This is a genomic window from Pseudanabaena sp. FACHB-2040 (genome assembly GCF_014696715.1).
In the GTDB taxonomy this organism is placed as follows: Bacteria; Cyanobacteriota; Cyanobacteriia; order Phormidesmidales; family Phormidesmidaceae; genus JACVSF01.
In genome coordinates this window covers 1-26,787 of sequence record NZ_JACJQO010000012.1, presented here as the reverse complement: position 1 = coordinate 26,787, position 26,787 = coordinate 1, and the positions used below count along the sequence as shown (strand labels likewise).

General features: G+C 54.4%; 30 protein-coding genes, 3 tRNA genes and 1 pseudogene. 20 read left to right on the top strand and 14 right to left on the bottom strand.

The genetic code is table 11. From position 1 onward, the window contains the following. Nucleotides 1-43 precede the first annotated feature (43 nt). From H6G13_RS14855 to H6G13_RS14845, 3 genes are all read left to right on the top strand, one after another. Nucleotides 44-907 (top strand): SDR family oxidoreductase, encoded by an 864-nt coding sequence (locus tag H6G13_RS14855; protein ID WP_190484010.1) that lies wholly within the window; start codon nt 44-46, stop codon nt 905-907. Nucleotides 908-1,029: 122 nt separating this feature from the next. Then, entirely contained in the window at nt 1,030-2,106 is a 1,077-nt protein-coding gene (locus H6G13_RS14850) for an S-layer homology domain-containing protein (protein WP_190484009.1), read from the top strand. A 163-nt stretch (nt 2,107-2,269) separates the two neighbouring features. Further along, on the top strand, nt 2,270-3,520 hold the full coding sequence (locus tag H6G13_RS14845) for a glycoside hydrolase family 10 protein (protein WP_190484008.1): 1,251 nt from the start codon (nt 2,270-2,272) through the stop codon (nt 3,518-3,520). Between the two features lie 43 nt (nt 3,521-3,563). On the opposite strand, the gene H6G13_RS14840 is transcribed toward H6G13_RS14845, so the two are convergent. Both H6G13_RS14840 and tsaD read right to left on the bottom strand, forming a co-directional pair. Further along, a complete protein-coding gene (locus tag H6G13_RS14840) occupies nt 3,564-5,333 on the bottom strand; it encodes an RluA family pseudouridine synthase (protein ID WP_190484007.1) in 1,770 nt (589 codons plus the stop codon). Between the two features lie 30 nt (nt 5,334-5,363). Then, nucleotides 5,364-6,419, bottom strand: coding sequence for a tRNA (adenosine(37)-N6)-threonylcarbamoyltransferase complex transferase subunit TsaD (gene tsaD, locus H6G13_RS14835; RefSeq protein ID WP_190484006.1), 1,056 nt, complete (start codon nt 6,417-6,419; stop codon nt 5,364-5,366). Nucleotides 6,420-6,592: 173 nt separating this feature from the next. On the opposite strand from tsaD, the gene H6G13_RS14830 reads away from it, so the two are divergent. From H6G13_RS14830 to H6G13_RS14820, 3 genes are all read left to right on the top strand, one after another. Then, nucleotides 6,593-7,093 (top strand): Photosystem I reaction center subunit III, encoded by a 501-nt coding sequence (locus H6G13_RS14830; RefSeq protein ID WP_190484005.1) that lies wholly within the window; start codon nt 6,593-6,595, stop codon nt 7,091-7,093. Nucleotides 7,094-7,136: 43 nt separating this feature from the next. Further along, nucleotides 7,137-7,262, top strand: a complete 126-nt coding sequence (locus H6G13_RS14825; RefSeq protein WP_190484004.1) for a Photosystem I reaction center subunit IX — start codon at nt 7,137-7,139, stop codon at nt 7,260-7,262. A 122-nt stretch (nt 7,263-7,384) separates the two neighbouring features. After that, a complete protein-coding gene (locus tag H6G13_RS14820) occupies nt 7,385-7,900 on the top strand; it encodes a photosystem I reaction center subunit XI (RefSeq protein WP_190484003.1) in 516 nt (171 codons plus the stop codon). 130 nt (nt 7,901-8,030) lie between these two features. On the opposite strand, the gene H6G13_RS14815 is transcribed toward H6G13_RS14820, so the two are convergent. The 3 genes from H6G13_RS14815 to lpdA all read right to left on the bottom strand — a co-directional run bounded on the left by H6G13_RS14815 (nt 8,031) and on the right by lpdA (nt 10,754). After that, nucleotides 8,031-8,294 carry a DUF5340 domain-containing protein gene (locus tag H6G13_RS14815; protein ID WP_190484002.1) on the bottom strand — a complete coding sequence of 88 codons (264 nt, stop codon included), beginning with the start codon at nt 8,292-8,294 and terminating at the stop codon, nt 8,031-8,033. Nucleotides 8,295-8,396: 102 nt separating this feature from the next. Continuing rightward, nucleotides 8,397-9,278 carry an indole-3-glycerol phosphate synthase TrpC gene (gene trpC / locus H6G13_RS14810; RefSeq protein WP_190484001.1) on the bottom strand — a complete coding sequence of 294 codons (882 nt, stop codon included), beginning with the start codon at nt 9,276-9,278 and terminating at the stop codon, nt 8,397-8,399. Nucleotides 9,279-9,317: 39 nt separating this feature from the next. After that, entirely contained in the window at nt 9,318-10,754 is a 1,437-nt protein-coding gene (lpdA, locus tag H6G13_RS14805) for a dihydrolipoyl dehydrogenase (protein ID WP_190484000.1), read from the bottom strand. Nucleotides 10,755-11,154: 400 nt separating this feature from the next. Here lpdA and H6G13_RS14800 point away from each other — a divergent pair, with 400 nt between their 5' ends. Next, nucleotides 11,155-11,412 (top strand): hypothetical protein, encoded by a 258-nt coding sequence (locus H6G13_RS14800; RefSeq protein WP_190483999.1) that lies wholly within the window; start codon nt 11,155-11,157, stop codon nt 11,410-11,412. Nucleotides 11,413-11,468: 56 nt separating this feature from the next. Here H6G13_RS14800 and H6G13_RS14795 read toward each other — a convergent pair whose 3' ends face one another. Next, nucleotides 11,469-12,257 (bottom strand): RNA methyltransferase, encoded by a 789-nt coding sequence (locus H6G13_RS14795; RefSeq protein WP_190483998.1) that lies wholly within the window; start codon nt 12,255-12,257, stop codon nt 11,469-11,471. A 228-nt stretch (nt 12,258-12,485) separates the two neighbouring features. Beyond that, nucleotides 12,486-12,569, bottom strand: a tRNA-Leu gene (locus H6G13_RS14790). Nucleotides 12,570-12,777: 208 nt separating this feature from the next. Between H6G13_RS14790 and murA the strand changes: the two genes are divergently transcribed. The 4 genes from murA (at nt 12,778) to H6G13_RS14770 (ending at nt 17,188) form a co-directional block, all read left to right on the top strand. After that, the gene (gene murA / locus H6G13_RS14785; RefSeq protein WP_242028337.1) at nt 12,778-14,154 is read left to right on the top strand and encodes a UDP-N-acetylglucosamine 1-carboxyvinyltransferase; all 1,377 of its coding nucleotides are present in this window, start codon (nt 12,778-12,780) and stop codon (nt 14,152-14,154) included. Nucleotides 14,155-14,401: 247 nt separating this feature from the next. Further along, a complete protein-coding gene (locus H6G13_RS14780) occupies nt 14,402-15,277 on the top strand; it encodes a M48 family metallopeptidase (RefSeq protein WP_347277491.1) in 876 nt (291 codons plus the stop codon). Beyond that, nucleotides 15,256-15,337 (top strand) — tRNA-Leu (locus H6G13_RS14775). The genes H6G13_RS14780 and H6G13_RS14775 overlap by 22 nt, the downstream gene beginning before the upstream one ends. 174 nt (nt 15,338-15,511) lie before the next feature. Next, complete coding sequence (locus H6G13_RS14770; protein WP_190483995.1) at nt 15,512-17,188, top strand: nucleoside hydrolase; 1,677 nt, start codon at nt 15,512-15,514, stop codon at nt 17,186-17,188. Nucleotides 17,189-17,310: 122 nt separating this feature from the next. Here H6G13_RS14770 and H6G13_RS14765 read toward each other — a convergent pair whose 3' ends face one another. Further along, nucleotides 17,311-17,712: a hypothetical protein gene (locus H6G13_RS14765; protein ID WP_190483994.1), complete on the bottom strand. Its 402-nt coding sequence runs from the start codon at nt 17,710-17,712 to the stop codon at nt 17,311-17,313. Between the two features lie 275 nt (nt 17,713-17,987). Here H6G13_RS14765 and H6G13_RS14760 point away from each other — a divergent pair, with 275 nt between their 5' ends. After that, nucleotides 17,988-18,311, top strand: a complete 324-nt coding sequence (locus H6G13_RS14760; RefSeq protein ID WP_190483993.1) for a nucleotidyltransferase domain-containing protein — start codon at nt 17,988-17,990, stop codon at nt 18,309-18,311. 29 nt (nt 18,312-18,340) lie between these two features. Continuing rightward, nucleotides 18,341-18,679 (top strand): annotated as a pseudogene (locus tag H6G13_RS14755) (HEPN domain-containing protein); the annotation flags it as partial. Nucleotides 18,680-18,782: 103 nt separating this feature from the next. Here H6G13_RS14755 and H6G13_RS14750 read toward each other — a convergent pair. Further along, nucleotides 18,783-19,037 carry a hypothetical protein gene (locus tag H6G13_RS14750; RefSeq protein WP_190483992.1) on the bottom strand — a complete coding sequence of 85 codons (255 nt, stop codon included), beginning with the start codon at nt 19,035-19,037 and terminating at the stop codon, nt 18,783-18,785. Between the two features lie 127 nt (nt 19,038-19,164). On the opposite strand from H6G13_RS14750, the gene H6G13_RS14745 reads away from it, so the two are divergent. The 6 genes from H6G13_RS14745 (at nt 19,165) to H6G13_RS14720 (ending at nt 22,900) form a co-directional block, all read left to right on the top strand. Then, complete coding sequence (locus H6G13_RS14745) at nt 19,165-19,410, top strand: helix-turn-helix transcriptional regulator (RefSeq protein ID WP_190483991.1); 246 nt, start codon at nt 19,165-19,167, stop codon at nt 19,408-19,410. 106 nt (nt 19,411-19,516) lie between these two features. Then, on the top strand, nt 19,517-19,765 hold the full coding sequence (locus H6G13_RS14740; protein ID WP_190484404.1) for a hypothetical protein: 249 nt from the start codon (nt 19,517-19,519) through the stop codon (nt 19,763-19,765). 29 nt (nt 19,766-19,794) lie between these two features. Continuing rightward, nucleotides 19,795-20,628 (top strand): endonuclease VIII, encoded by an 834-nt coding sequence (gene nei, locus H6G13_RS14735; RefSeq protein ID WP_190483990.1) that lies wholly within the window; start codon nt 19,795-19,797, stop codon nt 20,626-20,628. Nucleotides 20,629-20,757: 129 nt separating this feature from the next. Then, the gene (locus H6G13_RS14730) at nt 20,758-21,387 is read left to right on the top strand and encodes a CHRD domain-containing protein (protein ID WP_190483989.1); all 630 of its coding nucleotides are present in this window, start codon (nt 20,758-20,760) and stop codon (nt 21,385-21,387) included. 150 nt (nt 21,388-21,537) lie between these two features. After that, nucleotides 21,538-22,122, top strand: coding sequence for a sigma-70 family RNA polymerase sigma factor (locus tag H6G13_RS14725; protein ID WP_190483988.1), 585 nt, complete (start codon nt 21,538-21,540; stop codon nt 22,120-22,122). A 19-nt stretch (nt 22,123-22,141) separates the two neighbouring features. Next, nucleotides 22,142-22,900, top strand: coding sequence for an anti-sigma factor (locus H6G13_RS14720; RefSeq protein ID WP_242028336.1), 759 nt, complete (start codon nt 22,142-22,144; stop codon nt 22,898-22,900). Nucleotides 22,901-22,995: 95 nt separating this feature from the next. Here H6G13_RS14720 and H6G13_RS14715 read toward each other — a convergent pair whose 3' ends face one another. From H6G13_RS14715 to H6G13_RS14695, 5 genes are all read right to left on the bottom strand, one after another. Beyond that, complete coding sequence (locus tag H6G13_RS14715) at nt 22,996-23,190, bottom strand: hypothetical protein (RefSeq protein WP_190484346.1); 195 nt, start codon at nt 23,188-23,190, stop codon at nt 22,996-22,998. Nucleotides 23,191-23,233: 43 nt separating this feature from the next. Beyond that, nucleotides 23,234-23,794, bottom strand: a complete 561-nt coding sequence (gene def / locus H6G13_RS14710) for a peptide deformylase (protein WP_190483986.1) — start codon at nt 23,792-23,794, stop codon at nt 23,234-23,236. 200 nt (nt 23,795-23,994) lie between these two features. Further along, nucleotides 23,995-24,816 carry a uroporphyrinogen-III C-methyltransferase gene (gene cobA, locus H6G13_RS14705; RefSeq protein ID WP_190483985.1) on the bottom strand — a complete coding sequence of 274 codons (822 nt, stop codon included), beginning with the start codon at nt 24,814-24,816 and terminating at the stop codon, nt 23,995-23,997. A gap of 205 nt (nt 24,817-25,021) precedes the next feature. Further along, nucleotides 25,022-25,957 carry a sirohydrochlorin chelatase gene (locus H6G13_RS14700; protein WP_190483984.1) on the bottom strand — a complete coding sequence of 312 codons (936 nt, stop codon included), beginning with the start codon at nt 25,955-25,957 and terminating at the stop codon, nt 25,022-25,024. A gap of 156 nt (nt 25,958-26,113) precedes the next feature. Further along, nucleotides 26,114-26,533: a DUF4359 domain-containing protein gene (locus H6G13_RS14695; RefSeq protein WP_190483983.1), complete on the bottom strand. Its 420-nt coding sequence runs from the start codon at nt 26,531-26,533 to the stop codon at nt 26,114-26,116. A 110-nt stretch (nt 26,534-26,643) separates the two neighbouring features. Here H6G13_RS14695 and H6G13_RS14690 point away from each other — a divergent pair. Further along, nucleotides 26,644-26,716 (top strand) — tRNA-His (locus H6G13_RS14690). Nucleotides 26,717-26,787 lie beyond the last annotated feature (71 nt).

Sequence of the window (26,787 nt, the reverse complement as noted above, 5' to 3'; positions counted from 1 at the left end):
TTTGAGCATGGTTTGTAGGCATCAACTATTTAGGAAATACATCATGACGATTACCTCTGATCAAATTCCTCCTCAGAGTCAAAACAAAATGCCCGCGTCTGAGGCAGAAATGACGCCCAGGCCTGAGTATGATGACCCTAACTACAAAGGCAGCGGCAAACTGCAGGATAAGGTTGCCCTAATTACCGGAGGCGACAGTGGCATTGGCCGATCCGTTGCAGTTTTTTATGCCAAAGAAGGGGCTGACGTTGCGATTGTTTATTTGAACGAACATGAGGATGCCGAGGAGACTAAGCAGGCAGTCGAATCCTATGGCCGTCGCTGTTTACTCATTCCAGGCGATATTCGCAGCGAAAAATTTTGTCAGGAAGCCGTACAGCAAACGGTGCAGGAACTGGGCAAGCTGGATATTCTGGTCAACAATGCAGGCGTTCAGTACATAGAGACCAGCATTGAAGAAATCGATGCAGCCCAGCTCGGCGAAACCTTTGCCACCAATATTTTCGCCATGTTCTACTTCACCAAGGCCGCTGTGCCCCACATGCAGCCGGGTAGCTCAATTATCAACACCACCTCGATCAATGCCTACAAGGGCAACCCCAAGCTACTGAGCTACTCAACCACCAAGGGCGCAATTTTGGCGTTTACCCGATCTATCGCCCAGCCGCTTTTAGAAAAAGGCATTCGCGTTAACGGCGTTGCCCCTGGCCCAATATGGACACCCTTCATCCCCGGTTCCTTCCCGGAGGAGGAGGTTAGCTCCTTTGGCGAGCAGGTGCCGATGAAGCGCCCAGGCCAACCTCGTGAAGTTGCTCCCTCGTTTGTGTTCCTGGCTTCTGAAGCAGATTCTTCCTACATTGCCGGTCAGGTGCTGCATCCCAATGGGGGTGTCGTCGTCAACGCTTAGGCTCAGTTTTGGGGCGCAAGTTCTAAGAGCGCAAAAACTTGCGTCCTAAACTGCTATTGCTCTTGACTAAAGACTTTTACTAGGTAGGGTTAATATGAACTCACTGCCAAAGGGTCTTGTTTATGGTCAACCTACCGCCTGAGCCTGGAGAAACGCCGAGCGATCGCACTCGCCCCACCAACTCTGCCTCCGCACCTCTCAATTTTGACGAGTTTATTGCCGTGGTTGTTGCCTTTTTGGCACTGGGCGGTATTTTGCTGTGGGGGTTGACCCGACCTGGCCTGCAAACTACTGGCCTGTTTAACTTGGGTGATCCAGGAGCAGCCCCTCTGGACGATCCAACCCGTCCAAGAGTAGCCCCAGTCCCAGGAGATCCTGCTGATTTAGAGGCAGAACGGCTGCGGCAAGACAGAGTTCCAGAAACCGCTCGCCCAGGAGTAGGTTCAGCCCCGTTAGAAGACCCCGCTGCGACGGGCGGAATTTTTGGCCCGTTCTTGCCGACTCAACGTGTTCCAGTAGCAACCGCAGACTCAGCGATCGCAGATCCGGTTCCAGCAGACCCGGCCACTACGACCCCGCCGCCTCTCGATATTTCCGATGTCCCGCCTGACCATTGGGCCTATCCCTTTATCGCTCGCCTCTTTGAAGCAGGCTATCTACCTGATTTCCCAGAAGGGCAGTTTCAGCCAGATCGGGCTCTGACACGGGCCGAACTTGCAGCGCTTCTAAACGAATCCCTGATTAATCCTCAAACTCCTGGCACCCCTCAAACCCCTGGCAATCCTCAATTTACCGATGTTGCTCCTGACTATTGGGCAGCTGAGGCGATTCAGCAAGCAGTTGCAGCCAACTACATGCGGGGATTTCCAGAGGGAGATTTTCGGCCGGATGAGTTGGTGCCGCGATCGCAAGTATTGGTTAGCTTGACCAGCGGCCTAGGCATTCCCGATTCTCCCTATACCCAGGAAATTCTGAGCCGATTTCCGGACAGCGGTGAGCTACCCGACTGGGCTAGGGGCAAAGTGGCAGCAGCGGCAGCAGAAGGGCTAGTCGTCAATCATCCTGACCCGAACCTGCTAAGACCCGAGCAGCCTGCCACCCGAGCAGAAATTGTGGCAATGCTGTATCAGGCACTAGTAGAGCGAGGTGACGTTGAAAGAATTGACTCTCCTTATGTAGTTCCCCCCCTGCAGCAGTAGCTGGGCTAAGCACACGCTTCTACTGAACAGCTCAAACATACTGCTCAGTAAACAAAAGCAGGCCCAACCTCCATCTCCATCTTTCCGGAGGACAACCCCCTGAAGACGGAGATCCAAAAAGGCGAGTCTTCTCCTAAGGTAGGAAAACCGCCTTGGGGAGATTATGGTGAAACGCTTACGCTATTGCTTGTTGGTAGTCCTGGTCATAGGGCTGGTGCTGGTGCCGGGGCTGTCTAGCGCTAGGATGTCGAGAGATGCTGTGCCTCTAGCCTATGCTCGGGGCGACAGCGAGATTCGCGGCGTCTGGATGACCAATGTAGACAGCGACGTACTGTTCTCTAGGCAGGGCCTGGAAACAGCTCTAGATCGGCTAGCTGCTCTAAACTTCAACACCCTCTATCCGGCAGTGTGGAGCTGGGGCTACACGCTGTTTCCCAGCGCGGTTGCCACCCGTGAGATTGGCTACAAGCAGGGCATTTACCCCGACTTGGAGGACCAGGGGCGTAATGAGGCATTAGAGGCAGCCCAGGGCAACCGCGATCTGCTGCAAGAGCTGGTAGGGCTGGCTCGCGCCCGTAACCTCAGTGTCATTCCCTGGTTTGAGTTCAGCTTTATGGCTCCGGCCAACTCGCCCTTGGCCCAGCGTCACCCCGACTGGCTGACCCAGAAGCGGGGCAGTTCACCCCAAGCCAAGCTCTATCAAGAGGGCCGCCATACGCGCGTCTGGCTAAACCCCTTTCATCCCCAGGTGCAACAGTTCATTCTGGATCTGGTGGCAGAACTGATGGCCAATTACGACGTCGATGGCTTGCAGCTAGATGACCACTTCGGTCTGCCCGTCGAGTTTGGCTACGACTCCTACACTGTGGCACTCTACCAGCAAGAACACGGCGGTCGCACGCCTCCGGCCAATTCCCAAGACCCCGAGTGGATGCGCTGGCGGGCAGACAAGATCAGCCGATTCCTGGAGCAGGTGTTTCGAGTCGTTAAAACCCATCGGCCCAATGCCGTCATTTCCGTTTCGCCCAATCCGGCTCGCTTTGCCTACAGCCGCTATCTGCAGGACTGGCCTCGGTGGGAACAGGAGGGCTACGTAGAGGAGCTGATTGTGCAGGTGTATCGAGACAGCCTGAGCAGCTTCAATGCCGTTCTGCAGGAGCCTGAGATCGTGCGGGCGCGAGGCCACATTCCCACCGCAGTCGGCATTTTGACTGGGCTTAAAAATGCTCCTGTGTCGATCAACCTAATCAGTCAGAAGGTTCGTTCTGTGAGGGATCGAGGCTATGCAGGCGTCTCTTTCTTTTTCTACGACACGCTTTGGAATGCGGCAGGGGAAACCCCTGAGGCAAGACAGGCAGCAGTGCGATCGCTTTTTCCCTCGCCTCGACGACGGGCTTCGGTGGTTTCTGGGTGAAGAGGAGGGGAGACGCAGAGAAGTGGTGGGTCAGTCCTCTGCCTTAAAACGGGGTTGGGCAGGACAGATGAATTTCGCTGTTGGTATGGGGGTGGTGAAAGCGCAACTCTCTCGCGTGGAGGTGCAGCCGCAGGTTGGCTGCTGGGGTGCCATAGATGCGATCGCCCCGGATGGGTGCGTTTAATCCTGCTGGATCGGCTGCGTGAACTCTTAGCTGGTGGGTTCTGCCGGTAATGGGAAAGAACTCAATCCGGGTTACTGGGGTAGAGATAGCGTGCTCTGAGCAGGGTTTTGCTGCGGGTGGTAAGGAGTTCTCTAATCGATCTGCTGAGGGAACGACCTGAAAGCGGGTGAGGCTGGACTTGCCTTTTTGCCAGTCAACTTTTTGTTTTGGGCGATCCTGCGGATCAGCCCACAGCGGCAGGTTAATCAGCCCTGACAGGGTTTTGATTGTGCCCTCTAGGACGGCTTCGTAGGTCTTTTGCACCTGTCGCTGCTGAAACTGGCGGCTGAGGTGCTGGCCGGTTTCAGGGTCGCAGGCAAGCAGGAGAATGCCGGAGGTGTCTTGGTCGAGACGGTGAACGGCGATTAGGGTGTCTCCCTTTAGGTGGGAATGACGTAGGCGGCTGAGTACGCTGTCTTGGGTGTCGAGGTAGCGGCCAGGGACGGACAAAAGCCCTGCAGGTTTATCGAGGGCGATTAGCCATTCATCTTCGTAGAGGATGGGCAAGGAGTGGGAAACCGAAACGGGGCTGGGGCTTTGGATAACAGCTAAAGACGTTGCACCAGGCGCAGGCTCCTGCGCCCCTGCTAGAGGCTGCAGGCGGGGGCTGAGTCCTGCCAGGAGAAAGCCCATTATGGGTTGGCAGCGGTCTTCGCAGGCCCCATAGAACTGTCTAGGTAACTTGTCCCCACTGGCTGAGGGCCGACCCCACCAAAACTCGGCCATTGCTAGGGGCATTAATCCTTGTGTGGCGGCATACTGCAGCAGTTTTGGGGCGCAGCAGTCTCCGGTTCCTGTAGGCAGGCCGTTCTGAGCCAATGCCTCAATCGATTGAGACTGGCCCGCGAAGTTGGTTAAGCGATAGGTCTCATGCATTTGCGCCTGCAGTCGCCGGGAGAGGTCTTTGCGCTGGCGCTTGAGGGCCAAAATCTCGGAGTCGGCAGCTGCGATCGCATCCTTTAGCGGCTCCAATACCACCGCTTGTTTCTGCTTGAGCCGCCGCCGCTCTAGCCCGTCCTGGCGGCTTTGCTCGTCTAGGACGGCAAGATCGGTTGCCACTGCCCCTAGCTCATGGGATTGAACCTGCTGCCGCTGGGCCTGCCGCTGCTGTTTCCGCTGTTGGTGCACCTGGGTTAGCGCCTTCAGGCGGGCTTCAAATTCCTGGGACTGCACCCTGAACTTTTCCCGCTCAGGAAGTTGTTGTAGTGCTATCAGGCGCTGTTTGATCTGATCAAGGGCGGCTAGGGTCTTGGCTTCCTCGCAGGCAACCTGTTCTCGACCCGGAATCGGCGGCACCCAACCAGCCACCTCGCTTTGCCCCTCTAGTAGCCCTGAAAATGCTTTTAAGACACCGTGATTGCCCTCTGCTGTCTGCACCAACAAGACCCCATACATTTTGCCCTCAGTGTCAGAACCACGCTCAGCCGCGAGTTGAGCCATGAGGGCGTGTGCGATCGCACGCGCCAACCCGGTCCTCGGCAGCCGCAGAATCTGTCCTGTATACGGGCAGCGCCCCTCGTACCAATAGTCTGGAGGTTCAGCCGGGACAGCGGTACGAGGGGCGATAAAGGCGGTTAGGGGGTGGAGCATGACAGCACAAAGACGCGATGAACCGGGTCTTTACGGTTGAGATTCGCCGTACAGCTCCATCACACGGGTCACGGGCATGCGCGACTGTACGCCCACGGACCAGGGCGATCGATGGCCTCGGTTCAGGTGGTCGGCGGCGGCACAACCAATCATGGCAGCATTATCAGTGCAGAGCTTGAGGGGCGGAAACATAACCTTGAGCCCCTTTTCCGCAGCAGCCTCCTGAAGGTGTTGCCGCAAGCCGCTGTTGGCCGCGACGCCGCCGCCTAGTGCGATCGCAGGCAGCCCATAGTCCAAAGCACAGGCAATCGCTCGCTTGGTTAGCCCTCTGGCTACGGTCTCCTGAAAGCTGGCGGCAATGTCGGCTACCGGCAGTGGGTCAACGCCCTCTGCCCGGAGCCGCTCGACCAGCCGCAGCACCGCCGTCTTCAGCCCGCTAAAGCTGGAGTCGTAGGGGTGAAAGCCGCCGCCAGGAAGAGAAATATTGCCTTCGGGCAGCGGGAAGGCTTTGGGGTTGCCCTCCTTTGCCAAACGGTCCATTACAGGGCCGCCCGGATAGCCCAGGCCCAACAGCCGCGCCACCTTGTCAAAGGCCTCGCCTGCCGCATCGTCGCGGGTTTGGCCCAGGGTTTCGTAGTGGCCACAGTCTTTGACGTAAATTAGGCTAGTGTGGCCACCAGAGACCAACAGGCACAGGTAGGGAGGCTGCAAGTCTGGATCGGCCAGATAGGAGGCATAGATATGCCCTTCCAAGTGGTGCACGCCTAGGAACGGCTTGTTATGCACCATTGCCAGCGTCTTACCAGCCGTTAACCCCACCATCAGCGCTCCGACGAGGCCGGGGGCACAGGTAGCCGCTACCCCATCAATATCGGCCCAACCCAGGCGGGACTGATCTAGGGCGGTTGCGATCGCATCTCCCACCGTTACCACGTGCTCACGCGAGGCCACCTCGGGTACAATCCCGCCATAACGCTTATGAGTCTCAATTTGAGAGGCCACAACGCTGCTGAGCACTGTGCGATCGCTAACGACAGCCGCTGCTGTCTCATCACAGCTTGTTTCTAAAGCGAGAATTGTGACCATGCTTAAACAGTTTGTATAAGAGTTTGTAGAGATGTAAACACCCCATCCATCTTAGCTTTACGGGGTTTCCCCCGCGGGGTATGATTGCGCCTAAGTTGGGTGAATTCCTGTTCAAAAAACGTAACGTTTTGTTCAAAAACGCCTGGTTTCTCTGTAACAAAAGGAAACAGTTTATGCGACGGTTGTTTGCTGTAGTACTGGTCATTTGCCTCTGGTTTGGCTTCGCCGCTCCAGCCTCCGCTGGACTGGCTGGAGACAATGTCTCTGGCCTGACCCCCTGTAGCGAAAATGCTGCTTTCCAAAAGCGGGCTGACGGTGCCAAAACCGAATCAGCCAAGGCTCGCTTTGCTATGTATGGCAGATCCAATGTCCTCTGTGGACCCGAAGGGCTGCCCCACCTAGTAGTCAGTGGTGACCTCTCTCACGCAGGTGAGTTCATCATCCCCAGCATCTTGTTCCTATACATTGCTGGCTTCATCGGCTGGGCAGGTCGTTCTTACATCATGGCTGTGCGTGCTGAAAAGAACCCTGAAGAAAAAGAAGTTGTCATTGAGCTTCCCCTAGCTATTAAATGCGCGTTGGGAGCATTCGCTTGGCCCCTCGTAGCATTCAAAGAGATCACCACAGGTGAGATGTTTGCAAAGGAAAACGAAATTACCGTTTCCCCTCGCTAATTCTTAACGTCCTAGTCATTGCGCTCAGGAGAATAACAAACCCATGTCTAATGGTTTGCAAAGATACTTGTCAACTGCTCCCGTGTTGGCCACCATCACGTTGCTTATTTTGTCAAGTGCCCTAATCGAATTCAATCGATTCTTCCCAGATCTGCTCTTTCACCCATAAGGGCAGAGGCGGAATTCCCTAACGCTTTCTAATATCTTTCCAAGACTCAAATCAATCGCTCATCGAAGATGGGTTGTTGATTCTTTGCTGTGAATGTTGTTTGAGTTGGAGAACCCTTTTTTATGGTGGTTACCACTGCACCTGTAAGGCCATCAGACGATCCCATCAGGCCTGCCCTTAACGATCCGCAGGTCGGAGACCTAGAGACCCCAATTAATTCCTCTGGTTTCACCAAAGCTTTTATTGGGAACTTACCTGCTTACCGTTCCGGCCTCTCGCCTCAGCGGCGAGGACTGGAAATTGGCATGGCCCATGGCTATTTCCTGTTTGGCCCCTTCACCTACTTTGGTCCTCTGCGGGATTCTGATATCCCTGGTCTAGCGGGCCTGCTGTCTGCAGCTGGCCTGATCATCATTTTGACTGCTTGCCTGTCCCTTTATTCAGGCGCGGGCGTCAACAAGACGGTCACCAAAACGACCACTCCCTTCACCCCTCCTGCTAGTTTGGAGACCGAAGAGGGCTGGAGCGAGTTTGCTGGCAGCTTTTTGATTGGCGGCATTGGTGGGGCAACCTTTGCCTACCTGCTGTGGACAAATCTGCCCCTGCTGCAGAGCGTCGTTACCGGCGGTCACAGCTAAGAGATTGAGCGTTCTTTATTACGTTCATTTCCTAAAGTGAAAGAGCTGTTACTCATGAGTAACAGCTCTTTCACTTTAAGTCTTCTCTTTTAAGAACCTGATTTTGGCTTTTCAACAGCCGACCTGATGCCTACTTCTCCTGGGCGGAGGACGGCTTTGAGAAATCATTTAACGACCAGTAATATTCGAGTGAGATTTTGGATTGCTGGCATATATCTTCTATCTGACGCTGTTGGGACAGAGCTTTGCGAAGAGTACCGATCAGCTCTTGAACCTTTGTCTTCAATACCGGGTTTTGGTATGCGGCGGCCATGGTCTGCCGTTCGAGAAGCTGTAGCAGCAGTTCGTAGTGGATGTGAGAAGGAAGAGGAATCTGATATTCCGGGTTCACCATAGAGTCAACCAGCCGCTGAGTAAAAAATACCTGGAATAGCCATGTTGCGATCGCGCTCCAGCAAATACGGTTATTAGCAGAGTACGGTAATCGTAGAAGAAACTAGGTAAACAAATCGACAATTGCCTGACCTGGATCGGGCTGCTTCATCAAAGATTCACCAATTAGCACCGCATCTGCTCCCACTTCGGCCACAAATTTGAGGTCGGCTGGCGCGTGAATTCCAGATTCACTGACCACGATGGCATTGCGGGCCTGTAGTTGGGCTCGACGGGCAGCAATCAGCTGGCGAGTCGTCTCTAGGCTAGTAGTAAAGTCGGCCAGATTGCGATTGTTAATGCCGATCAAAGAGATCGCTTCAATGGCTAACACCCGATCTAATTCTTCTAGGGTGTGGACTTCGACCAGGGCGCTCATGCCCAAAGCTTTGGCAATCTGCACGAAATAGCCCAAATCTTTGTCAGAGAGCACCGCTGCAATCAGCAATACCGCATCGGCCCCCTTCACCCGAGCCAAATACATCTGGTAGGGGTAGATAATGAACTCCTTACAGAGCAAAGGCAAATCAACCGCCTGCCGGATCTGGGCCAGGTACTCAAAGTCACCCTGAAAGAAGGTCTTGTCGGTTAGAACCGACAGGCAGGTAGCTCCGTGGCTGGCATAGGTGCTTGCGATCGCAGCCGGATCAAAATCCTCCCGAATCACGCCTTTACTAGGAGAGGCTTTTTTGACCTCTGCAATCAGGGCCGGGGTTGTTTTACCCTGCCGCAAGGCCGCAGCAAAGTCCCGAGGCGGCGGCGCACTTAACACCTGACGCTGTAGCTCTGGCAGAGCCTGCTGTTGCCGCAGCTGTTCGACCTCTTCCTCTTTTTGCCAAATGATCTTCTCTAAGATGTTGCGAGGCTCAGCATCAGGCACCTGGATTTGATACTGAAGAGCCTGCACAGAAACCGAAGGATTGGGCGGGCGGCGACGAATGTGCATAAATCCTGCGAGGGCCTGCGAAGGGATATGGAGAAAACGCTAGGAGGGAACTACCACAGCCCGCTTGAAGGCTTCATCCAGCACCTCAGACAGGGTGGGATGGGTGTGGACGCAGAAAGACAGGTCAGTGACTGTCTGGCCCTGAGCGATCGCATTGGCCGCCTCTTGAATTAGGTCAGCCGCATGCATACCGATGATGTGCGCCCCCAAGATCTCCCCGGTGTCTTTGCGGTAGATCACCTTGGCTAGCCCGTCAGACTCCCCTTCAGCTAGCGCCTTGGAGTTGCCCTTAAAGTAGGTTCGCACCGAGTCAACCGCAAACCCCTCTGCTTCGGCCAGGGCTTTGGCTGTGGGCTCCGTCATGCCAACAAAGCTCACCTCTGGGTGGGTAAAGGCTGCCGCTGGGATGCTCTGGTAGTTGATGGTGCGGGTGCGATCGCACATATTCTCAACCGCCACTACCCCTTGGGCCGAAGCCGCATGGGCCAGCATCATCTTGCCCGTAGAGTCGCCAATGGCCCACAGGTGAGCTACGGGTTCACCATCTCGCAGCACCTGCATCTGGTCATTAACCTGGATATAGCCACGCCGATCTAGCTCAATGCCGAGCGACTCTAGCCCCAAGTTCTTAGTGGCAGGAATTCGCCCAGTGGCTACTAGGCAAGCATCGACTTCTAGGACTTCAACGGTTTCTTTAGTGGCAGGGTCAGCCAGTTCGATCAGCACCGGCGAACCGGGGGTCACTTTTTTGGCAATCAGACCCACTCGGGTATCGATGGCGCGGGGATTGATCAGCACCCGCTCAGCAATCTTGGCAATGTCGGGATCGAAAGTCGGCATCAGCCGATCTAGCGCCTCGATCATCGTCACCTCGGAGCCGAGGGCAGTATAAACATCAGAAAATTCTAGGCCAATATAGCCGCTGCCGATGATAGCGATCCAGTCGGGCAGCCAGTCTAGGCGAATGGCCTCATCGCTGGTAAAAACCGTCTTGCCATCAAGTTCAATACCGGGTGGCACAAAGGGCACCGACCCCGGAGCCAGCAAGATGTCGCGGGCCGTCACCGTCTTTTCGCCCTCGGCGGTTTCAATCACCACCTTATGCTCACCAGCAACCTTAGCCCAACCTCTCAGCGTCTCCACCTTTAGCCGGGTGAGGCTGTTGGTCAAGTCGCCCTGAATCTTGCCCACCAGATTTTTGGCGTGGTCAGCCACAGCCTGCCGGTCAAACCCGACCTGCCCCACTTGAATTCCCAAAGACTTGAGATGCGCCGCATCCTGCAGTTCCCGGACTCGGCCCGATGCCGCCAGCAGGGCCTTGGAGGGAATACAGCCTCGATTAACGCAGGTGCCGCCCATATCTCCGGCTTCTACAATCGCAGTCTTGAGGCCGCTTTTAACGGCATGGAGAGCCGCTCCGTGCCCCCCCACCCCTGCACCAATAATCAGCAGATCGTAGTCGAATGCTTGACTCACGTCACTCTCCCAGACATCACCTAAACATGCCCTCACCCCAGGCTGACTCATTTCTGCAAACAAATCTCTGTAAACAGAAAGCCAGGGGTATCAGCCCTCTTCCATTCTTGACTAGAGACGGCGTTTTAGACAACATCTCAGTAGGTGCCTTAGTGAACCCCAGTCACCGGCCGGCCTTGAATTGCCCCAGGCCAAAGGTATGCTCCTATCCTCGCTGATGGGCAAGGGAACTGTTTTAGAGGGAATCTTTGGAAGAACCCTTGAGAAGAAACCTCGCGTTAGAGAACCCGCCAAATTGGGCAAACCCTAATTTAGGGAGCTGCCTGACATCCTCCCACGCCTAGCTGAAGCGGATTAGGCTTCAGCCTTCCCACTGTCCTTCCGTTTGGAGCGGAGTTGCATGTCAAATCATTCTCATTATCAGCGGCAGGCCTCTAGCGATGAATTCATGCAGTCCCTAGGCCAATTAGAAAACGTCTTAAAAGCCGAAGCAGAGGTTGAGCCACCTGCCCCCACACCCCCTGCTCAGCCAACAGCCTCAGCACCTCCAGCAATGGCGGCACCCTCGGCTCAGACAACAGCCTCGCCGCAGTCAGACCTAGAAGCAGCCCTTGAGGCAGCAGCGGCTGACATTGAGCAGTTCATGAACACCCCATAGACGTGAATTGAGTGCCCTTACGCTCACGCGTTGTCTGGCTCCACCCTATCGGGCCTTCAAGAACCGCTCCCCATTCGCTGGCGCAGGGCTTCGTAGAGCAGGAGCGTGCCTGCGATCGCAACATTGAGCGACTCCACTGCTGGGTTCAGGGGAATTTTTACCTGCTGCGAAACCTGCTCTAGCAGGATTGGAGAAAGCCCAGCTCCCTCATTACCGAGGAGGATTACAGTCGGCGGATGAAAATCAACCGCCCAGTAATCAACCTCGGCCTGGGCATTGGTGCCCAGTACCTGAATGCCTGCCTGCTGCCACTGGTTGACCTGAGCCGCTAAGTCAGGGCTCACTGTCGTGGGGCAGCGAAACCACTGTCCGGCCGAAGCTCGCAGCACCTTAGGATGGGCTGGATCGACGCTATCGGCGCTGAGCCAAAGACCGTCGGCGGCTACAGCGCTAGCGCTACGGATCAGCGTGCCCAGGTTGCCAGGGTCTTGCAGGGTTTCAACAGCAATACCCAGAGTAGGAGCAGCCGCCGCTGCTAGCGGGGCGCGGTGGGGGGCAACAGCAACAACGCCATCGGGATGAACGGTGGTTGCGATCGCAGCTAGCACCTCTGGGCTCACTCGCTCAAACCGCGCCGCATAGCCAGCCAGCGTCTGCTGCAGGTCAGGGTAGCGGCTCTCCCAAGCAGGGGTGCAACACACCACTTCCAGGGGATAGCCCGTCCCCCAGGCCTCCTGCACCAAATGAGTGCCTTCTAGCAGAAACTGGCCATAGGCCCGTCGCCCTTTGGCCTGGTGCAGCTTGCGAACGTGTTTAACCAAAGAATTTTGCAAGCTCGTCAACATCGCCGACGCTTCCTTGTGACAACCCAAGTGATACCTCAACCCACAACCAGCCCTTCCCTTCTGTTATCCCAACGACTGATCAACGACTGATCAGAATTTATTGAAGAACTGGCCCGATATATAACAAAGTCTAAAGCTTCATTTCTTTCCGTTAAAACAAACAAAAAAGTGCTACCGAAATAGCACTTTTCAAAGTTCAAAACTACTGCAAAGCAGTCTTGTTTTATATGCGGAACCCGGGACTTGAACCCGGAAGTCCTTGCGAACACTAGAACCTGAATCTAGCGCGTCTACCAATTCCGCCAGTTCCGCTAGCGGTGCAGCATTTGTGCCGCGATTTATCAATATGCGGCACAAAACCCATTTCGTCAAGTACTTCTTCGAAAAAGATTTTTGCCTTTAGAAGAAAGTAGCCAAGCAATTAGGTCAGATTGCCGAAAACGGGTTAAAAACTCAGTAGCGAGCAAGAATGTTTCGGGTAGAATCTAGACGAAAAAATTCTGTCGCACTAATTAAGTTTTTGGAGGCTAAGCCTATCGCTACCCCAACTGGTCTGCACAACGTGCCTGCTTCCCCCGAGGCAGACGATTCTGTGCTGAAAATTTACGGCAGAGCCTCCTTGTCGGGGCACGTATCCATCAGCGGCGCAAAAAACTCTGCGCTAGTTGTGATGGCAGGTGCCCTGCTTTGCTCTCAGCAGTGCCGGATTCGCAACATTCCCTCTTTGGTAGACGTTGAGCGTATGGGAGAAGTTCTCCTGGCGCTGGGAATGAAAATTTCCAGAGATGGCAACACTCTCGACATTGATGCCAGCACGATTCGTCACACCAAAGCCCCTTACGAGTTGGTCAGCCGATTGCGGGCCAGCTTCTTTGTCATCGGCCCACTGCTAGCTCGCATGGGCGTTGCTCGGGTGCCGTTGCCTGGAGGCTGCGCTATTGGGGCCCGTCCGGTTGAGCTGCACGTGCGTGGGCTGCAGGCGATGGGTGCCGACGTGCATATCGATCACGGCACCGTTCATGCCTATATTCCAGGTAGCCGTCGCCGCCTACAGGGAGCCCACATCTACCTCGACTACCCCAGTGTTGGCGCAACGGAAACCCTAATGATGGCTGCTACCCTGGCCGATGGGGAAACCATCATCGAAAATGCTGCTCAAGAACCCGAAGTGGTCGATCTGGCTAACTTCTGCCGAGCGATGGGAGCTCGCATTCGAGGCGCAGGTACCAACACCATCACCATTGCCGGGGTTCCCAGCCTACACAGCACCGACTACGGCATCATTCCCGACCGAATTGAGGCGGGCACCTTTTTGGTAGCTGGCGCAATTACCCGTTCTGAAATCAGCCTGTCGCCGATTATTCCAGAGCATCTCACTGCCGTTATCGCCAAACTGCGCGAGGCTGGGGGCGACATCGTTGAGGAAGGCCCTAACCGAGTAAGGTTTATTCCAGGCGATACCATCCGCCCCATCAACATTCAAACTGGCCCCTTCCCAGGCTTTCCTACGGATATGCAGGCCCAGTTTATGGCTCTGATGAGCCTGTGCGATGGCAACAGCCTGATTACCGAAACTGTGTTTGAAAATCGGCTGCGCCACGTAGCCGAGCTTAACCGCATGGGCGCTGATATCCGGATGAATGGCACCTGCGCCATTGTCAAAGGGGTTTCGGGTCTGTCGGGCGCTCCTGTCTTGGCCACCGATCTGCGGGCCTCTGCAGCGCTGGTGCTGGCAGGACTAGCAGCACAAGGCACCACAGTTATCCAAGGGCTGCACCACCTAGACCGAGGCTACGAGAACCTAGAGGCCAAGCTGCGCGGCTTGGGGGCAAATCTCAGCCGGGTGACCGCAGCTGAGGCAGGCACAACTCCCTTAGCTGCGGAGGTCAGCCTCTAACCCATCGAGCAGGAGCGCAGGCGCTGCGCTCCTGCTTGGTTACCTGTTTGATTAGGGAGGTCATTCACCCCTATCCCCCTGAGAGCCCAAAAACCTCGCTATACTATCCAAATAATCAAGCCAACATCAGGTATTGGAGCTAGTACAGCAGGCAAGCCGAGTCTTTGAGGCTCATTTCTAGCCTTCTCCTCACTCCGACTCAACGGACTCAATACCCGATAGGCTCTTCGCTACGAGGTCACCACACCTGAGCATGGGTTCGAAAGTTTGTTTATTGGGGCTTAAGGCAGACCAGTTTCGGCATCCCCTAGACCAGGAATCGACTCAAGCCCTCAAGCAGCTTCCAGGACTAGACATACTGATCCGCAATCTGATCGGTCCGCTGGGAGAGCAATTTTTCTACCTAGAGAATATCGCTTCTAGTGTGCTAGTGGGTGAGCAACAGCTGCCTCAGCTCCACACGCTGCTACTAGAAGCCTGTGAAGTTCTCGATCTAGAGCCGCCCCAGCTCTATGTCCGGCAGCATCCGGTTCCCAATGCCTATACCTTTGCCATGCGGGGCAAGCAGCCGTTTATTGTGGTTCACACTTCGTTGCTAGATTTGCTCACGCCAGAGGAGATTCAGGCGGTGATCGCCCATGAGTTGGGCCATCTGAAATGTGACCACGGGGTTTATCTAACGCTAGCTAATCTCTTGTCCCTGGCAGCTACGCAGCTACCGATGGGCGAGGTGTTGGCTCAGGCTTTGCAGACCCAGATGATGGAGTGGGTTAGGTGTGCGGAGTTTACGTGCGATCGCGCCGCCCTCCTAGTTGCCCAAGACCCTCGGATTGTCGCCTCCTTGCTAATGAAGCTCTCGGGCGGCTCCCCGACTCTATCTAGCCAGCTCAATGTAGAGGCCTTTCTAGAGCAGGCTCGCTCCTACGACGCCATCAGCAGTGACCAGATCGGCGACATGCTCAAGCAAATCCGCACCCAAGATCTTACGCATCCGGTGCCGGTACTGCGAGCGCGGGAGGTCGATCGCTGGGCCAGCAGCCAAGAATATTTTCAGCTGTTGAAATCGAAGCCAATTCAGTATAATAGTGAAGCTGAAACAACGGGCGGATGGCGGAATTGGTAGACGCACCGCACTCAAAATGCGGCGGCTTCGGCCTTGCGAGTTCGAGTCTCGCTCCGCCCATTGATTGAAAAGGGACGCTGGTAAGATTGCCAGCGTCCCTTTTTTTGTTCATACATCTGGCCGTATTGGGCAAAACATAACCGTCTCGGGCAGCCTGCTACGATACGACAGCTCTCCCTGCCCACCCGAGGAAGCGTGGGGGGGCATCACAGCTTTGCAGGGAGTATTTACCCAATGAAAAAATTTTTGGCCGTTGTTTCAGCAGGTGTTGTGAGTTTGGCCGTTGGGGCAGATACTCACGCTCAAGATCTGGAGTGCCCTGGTATGCTGGCCTATCTAATTAATGCGGCAGGGGAATGTGTCGATCTAGATAGCCTCCAGCAGGGAACTCCGGCCCCTCCACTCCAGCAGGCCTCGGAGCCGATTCGAGTGATTTACGACACCGACGGTGCCTTCGAAGATTTTTATGCCGTGCTGGTGCTGGCCCTGGCCTCCCAACAGCCCAACCCTCCAGTGAAGCTAATAGGTGTAACGACCATGGCCCACGGTGAGGCCTACTGCAACAACTCCAGCGGCTACCCCCAACTCAAGCAGGATCTGCTGGGCAACTTTTCCGCTGAAGAAGGCACCATCGACGGCATTTTTCAAAAGGTCATCTCCCTGGCCCAGTACGACGATGCCAAAATCTACTCGGGCTGTGATGAGAGCGTTGCCACCATTGCGGTTGCCAACGAAGCTGATGCCTTTGGCAAACCTATTCCGGGAGCAGGCCGTACCCCCATTCGAATGCAGCTTCCCTTGGGAGGACGCAAGGCGCTAGAGCCGTGCATTTTTCACCAAGAGTTCGTGTTTCAACAGCCCGATGTGGTCTGCTGGAACGAATTTAACCGCGCCTTTCGCGATGAAACGCTGCGCTATGTTTTGCCCACCGCTCAAAACACTCTAGATACCTTTGGTCTGTCGGAACTTGATTTGATTGCTCCTCGCAAAAAGGCTTCTGAGTTTATCGCTTCTACTATCTGTGAGTCTTATCAAGATAGCAACCCACTTACGGTAGTCACGGTGGGGCCAGTCACCAACCTGGCTAGGGCCTACGACAAAATCGAAAAGAACCCAGCTAAGTACGGCTGCCCCCGCAACCTTGAGCTGGAAGACCTCGATGATGTCGTTTCGACCCGCCATATGGGAGGCGCTTGGGACACCAATAAAGCGGACAACTTTGACGAACAGGGCCGCTACCGCCTAAATGAGCCCTTCCCGGTGTGGACAGTGGGCAACATCTACTATCAGGCTGGGGAGCATATCTTTGGCATGCACCACTTGCCTTTTCCAGGCACTAACTTTGAAGGCATTCAAACCAATCAGCACAAGCAGGCGTTTAATTCTCTCAATAACGCAGAGTTTAATTTTTGGGTGGATGCCCTGGCTGTCGATAAGGTTTTGAATTCGGGCATTTCGACCTCGATTGTGCCGCTCAATGCTACTGACTTTGCCAACTTGGCAGGCTTTGCCGACCGGATTGAGAATAATCCAGCAGTGTGTAATACGGCCCCGGCTCAGTTTGTTAAAACGCTGCAGCGCTCGAATCAACCGGCTCCGGGTGTCTTTGTGTTTGACACACTGTTTTTCTGGGACACGCTCACGGTGGCTAGTCTGTGGAATGATTTTGTCACTTTTGTGCCGTTCAACGACCTGGAAATTACTACCTTGACTAACGGCGACCCAACGACAGTGACGGGGCAAATTCCTCAGGCGGAGCTGTTTCGGCGAGATATTGGCAATATGTTTCGTCGGAATCGGGTGGACAACCCGGTGGAGATGGCCCTATCGGTGAAGCCTGCTGCTGGAGATGAGGACTTTGCCGAGACGATTCAGGATTTTGTCTTTGGCGTGGTCTGCGACAAGGATTAATCCCCAGATTGAGATAGGCGCGAAGCATTCAGCAAGGATCTACGCCAAGTTACGGAGGCTGACCCTCTGAATGTTTCGCGCGCTGTCAGTATTTATGCTAAATCGAAACTGGCTCTGAACTTTTAGCAGGCAATTGGCCTGGTTATTGAGAAAAAGGGGCCGTTTCTTGAGAATAAGAGGACAAAATCAAGAAAAGGCGCGACCAATTCAAGGATCATCACGACCAATTCAACAAATAGCACGATGAATTCAACAAGTGGCGCGATGAATTCAAGGATCATCACGACCAAATCAACAAATGGCGCGATGAATTCAAGGATCGTCGCGACCAAATCAACAAATGGCGCGATGAATTCAAGGATCGTCGCGACCAAATCAACAAATGGCGCGACGAATTCAAGGATCGTCGCGACGAATTCAATAATTACGGTGCTGAATTCAACAAACTTTGCTAGCCATTCGAGAAGCAAGGCTACACCCCTCCACAAAGCGAGGATGTGGCGCGCTGTAGGATGGATGCTCACTGCCGCTGATGCCTTGAGAAGGTGGGCACGGACGGTTGCCCTTTGCCCACCCTACGCTTGAGCTTTAGAGGGACGTTAGCAAGATTGCTAGCGTCTCTTTTTTTGTTCAAGGTGACCTACATCTCAACCAGGCATGGCATTGCAGCCCCCGTGGGGCAGCTTCAGAACATCCCCTGTATCTTCACACTTGCTGGTTAAGAACAAGGGAAAGCAATGAAACAGACAGCGTAGAAATTTCGACATATGCTGTCATTAGGCAGTATGGGCCTACTCTAATGCAACATCCTCAGCTGACTGAAATCCTCGATCAGCTCCAGGCTTACCTTAAAAACCTCTACAGTGAACGCCTAGAGCGATTAATGTTGTTTGGCTCTCGGGCTCACCAAGAAGCAGAGCCTGATTCTGATATCGACGTGATGGTAGTCCTCAAAGGTGAGATTGATCCTTGGATCGAGATCGAGCGAACAGGCGAATTTATCTCAGATCTTTGTTTGACTTACAGCGTTGTGATCTGCAATGTTTTTGTCTCTGCTAGCCGCTACCAAAGCCAGGGAAATGCTCTTATTCGTAACGTCTATCAGGAAGGGGGTCCACTTTGACGTTTGAGCAGTAGCAGCTTGTTACAAAAGCTGAGGAAAATGTCCAAGCCGCAAGATTACTGCTTGCAGAGAGCCTCTACGATATCGCTGTCTCTAGAGCCTACTATGCAATGTTTTACATCGCAGAGGCTTTCCTGCTAAAGGAAGGGCTATCACTCTCTAAACATTCTGGGGTGATTGCCAAGTTCGGTGAAATCTATGCAAAACCGGGTCGCATCCCCAAAGAGTTTCATCGAAATCTGATTCAAGTAGAACAGTCTCGTACAAAAGCTGACTATGATACTGCTTCTAAAACCAGCCGAGCAGAGGTAGAGACACAGAGTGAGAGAGCAGAAAAATTTATAGCTCTTGCTAAGCAGCAGCTATAGGGCAATGTGAGATGCAAGATCGCTACAGATATGTATTAAAACCAGTCAAGAACAGCTCTAGCCACTGACCCAGAAAGCAATTTGCTCGATTGGCATTTGGCCCCTATTCTCCCAAAACGTAGCGAGTCAAAATCCTTATCACTTCGTTGACTCGGCCGGTGGCTTGAGGTTTGCTCCACTCCCTAACCTCGGCAAAACCTACCCGATAGAGTTCGTGAATTACTCGCTTCACGCTACGGGGCGAGCCTTTTACTAAAATTCTGACGCTCTCTCTACCAGATTCAGCGGCAGAATCGGCAGTCACGGCAGCTTGAGCTTCGTGGGCTGGAATGTCTGAAGTTAGAAAGGCTTTAACCATATTGAGCACCTCGAAAAGCTAATGTCATCTCTTGCGATTACATTAGCCATCATAGGGCTTTTTTATTAGAATGTCATCTCAACCGATTACATTTACGGTGTTGTGCTCCTTTGGGACGATAAGGAGCATGGGAAAAGCCGGTAAAGCCCTAAGGGAAGTCCTAACCAAGTACGGCATTAGCCAAAACAGCCTTGCCGTTGCGATGGGGTTGCAGCGCTCTGCTATCTATAAGTGGTTTCACGAAGAGCGAGACCCCACGGCTGAGACAGCTGCCGATATTCTCAAAGCCCTAAAAACCCTAAATCACCGGGCTGCTGAGGAGTTTGTGCAGCGCTATTTGGGAGATGTGCTCAAAGATGAGAGTCAGGATTAACCTAACGGGTTAGGCTTTCCCGTAAACCTTGCCAATAAGATCGGGAATTGCCCTAGCCGGAGCTGTATTAGCTGATAGAAAATAGAGATAAGTCGTGAGGTACACCATGTCTCAACAGTTGAAGCGGTGGGAATCGCCTCGTCGTAAGGGGCGAAATGACAAGGGTCGAGGCGGATCAGCCCGACAGCGGCAGTTGGTCAAGCGGCAACAGCAGCTGCGCCAGCGGTTAAAAGACAGCAATACACAGCCCGACGACAAAGGGCAGAACGGGAAAGACAGGGGAGGCGCTAACGCCTCCCCTTCTTTTTTGCTTTCCTTGGGCTGGCTAGAGGCAGAAAAGAAAAAAGCGGCATAGTGAGAAGAGGAGTTTTTTGCCTATAACCCATGCCCGAAGGACCGGAAATTCGTCGAGCTGCAGATCGACTGGAAAAAGCGATCGCACATCAGCCCACTACCGCAGTCTTCTTTGCCTTTGAGCACCTCAAGCCCTTCGAGGAAAAGCTAGCTGGACGAGCGGTAGCGGCCATCGAAACCTTCGGCAAGGCTATGGTTACTCGCTTCGACAACGAGATCTGCGTCTATAGCCACAACCAGCTCTACGGGCTTTGGATGGTGCGTTCGGCCCACGACTACCCACCCACTAAGCGCCAGCTCCGCTTTGCTATTCACACCGGCAAGAAATCAGCCCTGCTCTATAGCGCTTCAGACATTGCCGTACTATACGCTGATGAAGTGCCCCATCACCCCTTCATCCGCAACCTAGGGCCAGACGTACTGAAACCGACCACTACCGAAGCGACGGTGCTAGAGCAGATCACCTCGACCCGCTTTCGGCGAAAAAGCCTTTCGTCGCTGCTGCTCGATCAGCGGTTTCTCTGCGGCATCGGCAATTACCTACGTAGCGAGATCCTGTTTGTGGCTAGAACTCATCCGACGCTACGGCCTATGGATTGCTCAGAAGTACAAATTGAGGGGTTGGTGAAAGGTGCGATCGCAATTCCCCGCCAGTCCTACCAGCACAACGGCATTACCAACGACTTAGCGCTAGCTGCTCGCCTCAAAGCAGAAGGCTTAGCTCGCCGGGAATATCGCCACTGGGTATTTGGCCGCGAAACCCAGCCCTGCTACATCTGCGGCACCCCTATTATCAAAGCCATCAGCGGCGGACGACGCTACTACTACTGCCCTACCTGCCAACCCCTATCCCCCCACCGCTAATCCCTCGCCTCTCCGCTTCCTGCATCCAATTCCCAACCAGCTTCGTACTAAATACAACCACCTGCCCTATACCCCTTGCTTTGGAGCCAGGCGCAGGTAACTCACGCATTCATCCCATAAGGAATACCCATGAAGAACGTTCAGCGCGTTGTGTTGAATTGCTTGCTTGGCGCTTTAACCTGCCTATTTTTAGTCGGTGTCTCGTCACCCGCCTTTAGCCGCATGGCGACTCCCGCCCCTACCACGGCTCAAGCCACTTCATTGCCCGCTTCGCTAGAAGCTCTGGCCACCAACCTTAACGCTGCAGAGTCGGCACTGCTGGCTCAAGGCATGACCGGCAGCGGCATGATGTCTTACGGAGCAATTTTGCGGCCTGCCAATGTAGTTCCCAAAGCACCTATGTCCAGGGCGCGGGGAGCTGTCGGAGCAGTCTTGTCGGGTAACCGTCTGGTAGTTCGAGGCAGCTTCAACAACCTGTCTAGCTCCCTACGCAACTACGCTACCGACCCAGTTGATCCGCCTAATGCCAACATCACCTCAGCCTTCCACATTCACCGGGGTATGCCTTCTGAAAATGGCCCCTTCCAATACGCTCTGCAGGTCATGCTCAACAATACTGGCATGGGCGGCATGGCGATGGGCGAGTACACCCTAACCCAAGAGCAGCTGCAGGCTTTGAATAATGGCATGCTCTACGTTGATCTTCACACTAGCCGCAATCGGGGCGGTGAACTGCGCGGCATCTTAATGCCCTACTAGGGCAATCTACAGCCCGATAAGCTTCCGTGCGGCAGGGATAAACCTAGCTTTGCCCCTGCCGCTACCACGACGAGTCGTCCTGCGACAGGTTAAGATGAGTCGGTTGAACCCGACAACGGGGCATCCGGGAGATTTCCTCAAGCTGCATCTATGCATTCTGAGCCACCCAGCAGCCACGCCGATCTCAACTCTAGCGATGCAGAACTTTGTCTGGCCTTGCGGGCGGGGCAAACTGAGGCTTTAGGTGTGCTCTACGACCGCCATGCTGGGCTGGTTTATGGCTTGGCCCTGAGGTTGCTAGGCAACGCTCAGGAGGCAGAAGATCTCACCCAAGACATCTTTTTGAGTCTAGCTAGAACGCTGTCCTTCGATCCCCGACGCGGTTCCTTGCGAACTTATCTGGCTATTCTCACTCGATCGCGGGCGGTTGACCGGATGCGATCGCATCAGTCTGCCCACACCCATCTACAGCGGTGGCACCGCAGCAGCGATCCCCTGGTCTCTAGAAACTCACCTGTCGATATCGTAGCGGCGCAGGAACAGTCCCAGGAAGTTCAATCGGCGCTGACTCAGCTGTCGCAGGAGCAGCAGCAAATTCTGCAGATGGCTTATTACGATGGCCTCAGTCAAAGCAAAATTGCCGAGCAGCTCAACCTGCCCCTAGGCACCGTTAAAGCGCGGGCCAGACGGGCGCTGATAAAGCTACGCCAAACCCTTCAAGATAATCGAGAATAAGGAGCAAATGGCTGGGGTGATGCATTCAGAAGAGTTGCAGCTATTGATCGCAGGCTATGTGCTCTGTGACCTCAGTCCAGAAGAGGCGACCCAGTTTGAACAGCAGCTAGCCGCTGATCCAGAGCTGGGGTTAGAAGTGGCTCGCCTACAGCAGGTCCTTGAGTCGGCCTACGACAGTCCAGAAGTTGCGCCCCCGGCCCACCTGCGCGATGCCCTTCTAAGCGCTTACGAGAAACCTTCTAGGCCCGCTTTGCACGTAGTCGAGTCCTCGCCTTTAGGTCGCCAGCGCCCAGACCGGAAAGGTTGGTGGAGAGCCGCTGCCGCTGTTCTGATTGGCGGTCTCAGCATCAGCAACTATGTGCTTTGGCAAGAGCTGCAGACTCTCCGCATAGCCTCTTCTACTGGGCCTGCTGCCGCTCCGCTGACCTTTTCCCTGCAGCCTACCGATGCTGCCCTAGCGGCGTCTGTTACAGTTGCGGTCAACCCCGACACGCTAGAGGGCACCCTCACCGTACAGGATTTGCCGCCCCTACCGCCTAATCAGGTATACGTGCTCTGGACCGTTGTTGCACCTGACGCACCCTTTACCACTGATGAGAAAGACGCCATCTTGACCCAAGTCTTTACGGTCGACGCCGAGGGCGATCTGGTGGAGGATATTCTGGTGCCCAGAGTTTACCGCGACCAGGGCACTGTCACTGCTGTTGCCGTTACCGTTGAAGATGCAGCGGCCCCCCAACAGCACGTTGCGCCCCCGCTTTTAATTGAGCGGCTATAGACCACCGATTATTTTTTAGCCAAAAAGGCCCAGGTTGAGTACATTAACCTGGGCCTTTCTAATTCTTTTAGGGCAACCGCCGTTACCAAGACCTATTACATATTGGCACGGGCATCTTTTACAGCGGCATAGAACAGCAGCCCCACCAGAGGAATGCTCACTGCCAGCACCACGCTGGTAGGCAGAGTGCCCCAGTCCGGCTGGCCGGAGGACAGTTCAAAGATGGAACCAACCGCTGCGATCGCAGCTACACAAGAACCAGCCAAAAACACACCGCTCTTGGGGGTCATCACGGCCGTCATCCACTCCTAAAAAAGACTACCTGCCACCTTACTATACAGGCCGCACGTCTTTCGCGGAGAAGCCGTGTTTCTGCAGCTCTTGATTGAGTGCCAAGGCGTTTTCTACCCGGTCTACAAACATGACGCCGTTCAGGTGATCCATTTCGTGGAGAATGCAGCGGGCCAGTAGTTCTGAAGCTGCCAACTTTTTAGGCCGACCGTTTTCATCCTTGTATGACACCTCTAGAGCTGCCGGACGCAACACATCGAGGAACACATTAGGAATGCTGAGACAGCCTTCCTGCCCAACCGCTAGATCCTTAGTGACGCGGATAATTTGCGGATTGATCAGCACCAGGGGAGGGGTTGCTGCATTTTCCGGGTCTACATCTACTACAATCAGCTGCTTGTTGACTGCCACTTGGGGCGCTGCTAGGCCAATGCCGTCAGCTGTGTACATGGTTTGCAGCATTTCCCGCACTAGCTGCCGCAGCTCATCATCCACCTTGGCAACTCGCTTGGCGGGCTGACGCAGCACCTTGTCTCCCAGAACGTGAATCTCTAGAGGCGGCTGCTGAACTTTCTTTTTCTCAACTTGGATTGCGGCGGTCATAAGCGGCTGGGAATACCCTTGTGCGACAAATTGCTTTGCTTCTATCCTAGCAACACAAACTCACTTCGAGATAGACCTAAAAGTACGACAAGCAAAGGTCGATAGATCCCCCCCATCCGTCAGAAAGCATAGGCATATTAGCGCCTTGCTTGATCAGGCTCAGGTTTGTAGAGGCCTATGTTACAGAAATCTACGGCAGCTTAGCTGGCGGATGAGGCCCCATAGCTCATTACTTCAGGCCGACACTCAGACAGCAACGCGTATAAATTGACGACTTGGCCAATAACTGCGATCGCAGGAGCCTTAAAATCCGCTGCTTGGATAGCCTCCATAATCGTCTCCAGCGTGCCCCGCAGTTCCTGCTGCTGCGGGCGCGTGCCCCAGCGCACCAGCGCTACCGGCGTGGCAGCAGGCAGCCCCGCCGCCAGCAGTTCAGAAACAATTTTCGTTAAGTTGTGGATGCCCATATAGATCACGATGGTTTCGGAGCCATGTGCGATCGCAGACCAGTTCACCTCGGGCCGGTACTTCCCAGCTGACTCGTGGCCCGTTACAAACGTTACCGAAGAACTGTAGTCACGATGGGTAATAGGAATACCGGCATAGGCCGGAACAGCTACCCCAGCAGTAATTCCTGGCACCACCTCCACCGCAATGCCCGCTTCGACCAAAGCCACCATCTCTTCACCCCCCCGACCAAAGACAAAAGGATCGCCCCCTTTCAACCGCACCACTAGGGCATGGGTCTGCACTTTGTCGATCAGCAGTTGCGTAATGTCGGGCTGCAGCAGCGAGTGGTCACCCCGGCGCTTGCCAGCATTAATCACCTCGGCTTGAGGATTAATCATCGCCAGAATGGGTGGACTTACCAACGCATCGTAAACCACCACATCAGCACACTCCAGCAGGGCCTTACCCTTCAGGGTAAACAACCCCGGATCTCCCGGCCCAGCCCCTACCAGATACACCTTACCTGGAGCAGACGGAGCCTCAGAAAGGCCAAGCAGAGTTGATAAGGTCATACATCGATATCCTGATTGGGACAGGAGGACAGCTGCCGCAGCCTATCTAGGCAGTGGCTAGCGGGAGATGTGATGGTCAAAGCCCGGCCCAAAAGAGCCATTGCACAGCCCACAAGCCAGCTCCTTTCGAGGCCAGCTCTCACAAAAAGTAAACCCAATTATAGGCCAGCCCCAAGACCATTCAGTTCATGGGGAACAGCTGACCTTAATGCCGCAGCGCCATGCGCTTCATAGGCTTAATCACAGCCCCCGCGCTCGAAGAGCAACTATCCAAAGCAATTTCAGCAGTCAATCGGGCCACCTCTACTGTGGCTCCCAGAGGCGGCAGCAGCCGAAAATTCACCCGAGGAAACCGCTCGGCTAGCTCCTCAGTTACGCGTGTAATCGCATCCGTAATGCCGCCAGTAAACAGGAAGTAGGGCATGATTGTGATCTGCTGGCAGCCCGACTGCATCAGCTGCACCACTTGACTTTCTAAATCTGGCGATACCGACCAAAACGCAACATTCGCACTCAAAGACTGTGCCAACGCCTCGACTGAATCATTGCCGCCAGGCTGTCGACTGCCGTGGGCTAGCAGCAGCCAAGACTTAGAAGCTGTCGCCGCCACCTTTGCCTTCAAAACCTGGCCCAGCCGGGAATGGCTGCCCAAATGGGTGCATAAGTCTATAGCCATGCAGCCCGCCAACTGCTCTCGCGCCAGCGCCACTTCCTGCGGAATATCTTCCACCACGTGGACTCCCCGCAGCAAAAAGATGGGCACCAGTTTTACCCGCTCCACACCAGCCGCCTTAACCCGCACGCAGAACTCATACACCTGTTGATGCAGCGGCAACGGTGTGCACTCTAGATAGGCAGTGCCCACGATAGGATACGGCGGTTGCTGGTCCCAATCACTAGATATGGCAGGCGCAGATCGGCTCTGATGCGTCGGCAGGTTAACCAGAGCCGCCGCTGTCATCATCTGATAGGGGGCCGCCTTGAGATCCGCGCCGAAGGATTTATTAGGCCGATTCAGTACAGTTCGCTCCCTGAGCTGATCTCGAACTAACTGCGCTAAACGATTCATCGCAGCCTGGGGACGAGGGTCCCGACTACCGTGAGCAATCAACAGGTAAGCTGTAGGAGAAGACGCAGACACAAGAGACACCCCTAAATCACAGAACAGAGCAAAAACACACCAGGGCGTTTTTGTGTAGACATATTATAGGGACCTGGCTTCTGTTCTCCAGTATCTAAAACAGCATTTACCTTCTTGACAGAGCAAAACTTTCTCTATCGTTTGGCTAGCCAAACCTCAGTGCTGGACAGCTCTATAGGTGAAGAAGCGGTTAAAGGCTCCTAACGAGTCTACCTGATAGGTGGGCAGCAGGCCGGTGCCAGGAAGGGCCAAGGTAGTGCTATAGCGGCTGAACAGAACAAAATTTTGCCGCTGTGTATGGTTGCGAATGATCTCCTGAAAAGCGGACTGGTTTTGCTTCAGTAGGACGCTACACTGCTCCTGTAAAACTTGAGCCAAAAAAGCAGGCAGGTCAGCACAAAGCTGATCTTCTAAATAAATTGATAACCGATCTGCTGCATACTGCTCGTACTCGAAAGGGTCAGGGTTGGTCGCAGCCATACCCACCGCCACCAGTGAGATCGCGGCTAAAGCACCCAGCCAGAGAACCCGGTTCATTTTCCCCATCGTTCTGACCCCGGAATGAGAACCTGCCATAGTGGTTACCCTTGCCTCGTCATGCTTTAAGGTAACCCAGACACCTATGAAATGTGTGTGGCTGAAACAGTTATTTGAATGCTATACTTAGAACCGCGAAAACGAATATGGCGAGCGTAGCCAAGTGGTTAAGGCAGTGGATTGTGGTTCCACCATTCGAGGGTTCGAGTCCCTTCGTTCGCCCTTATTGCGGGTCTCTGGGCAAATGGCTTGCCTAAAGCTTGCCTAAATAGAAGCCCCCAGATTTTGTGAAA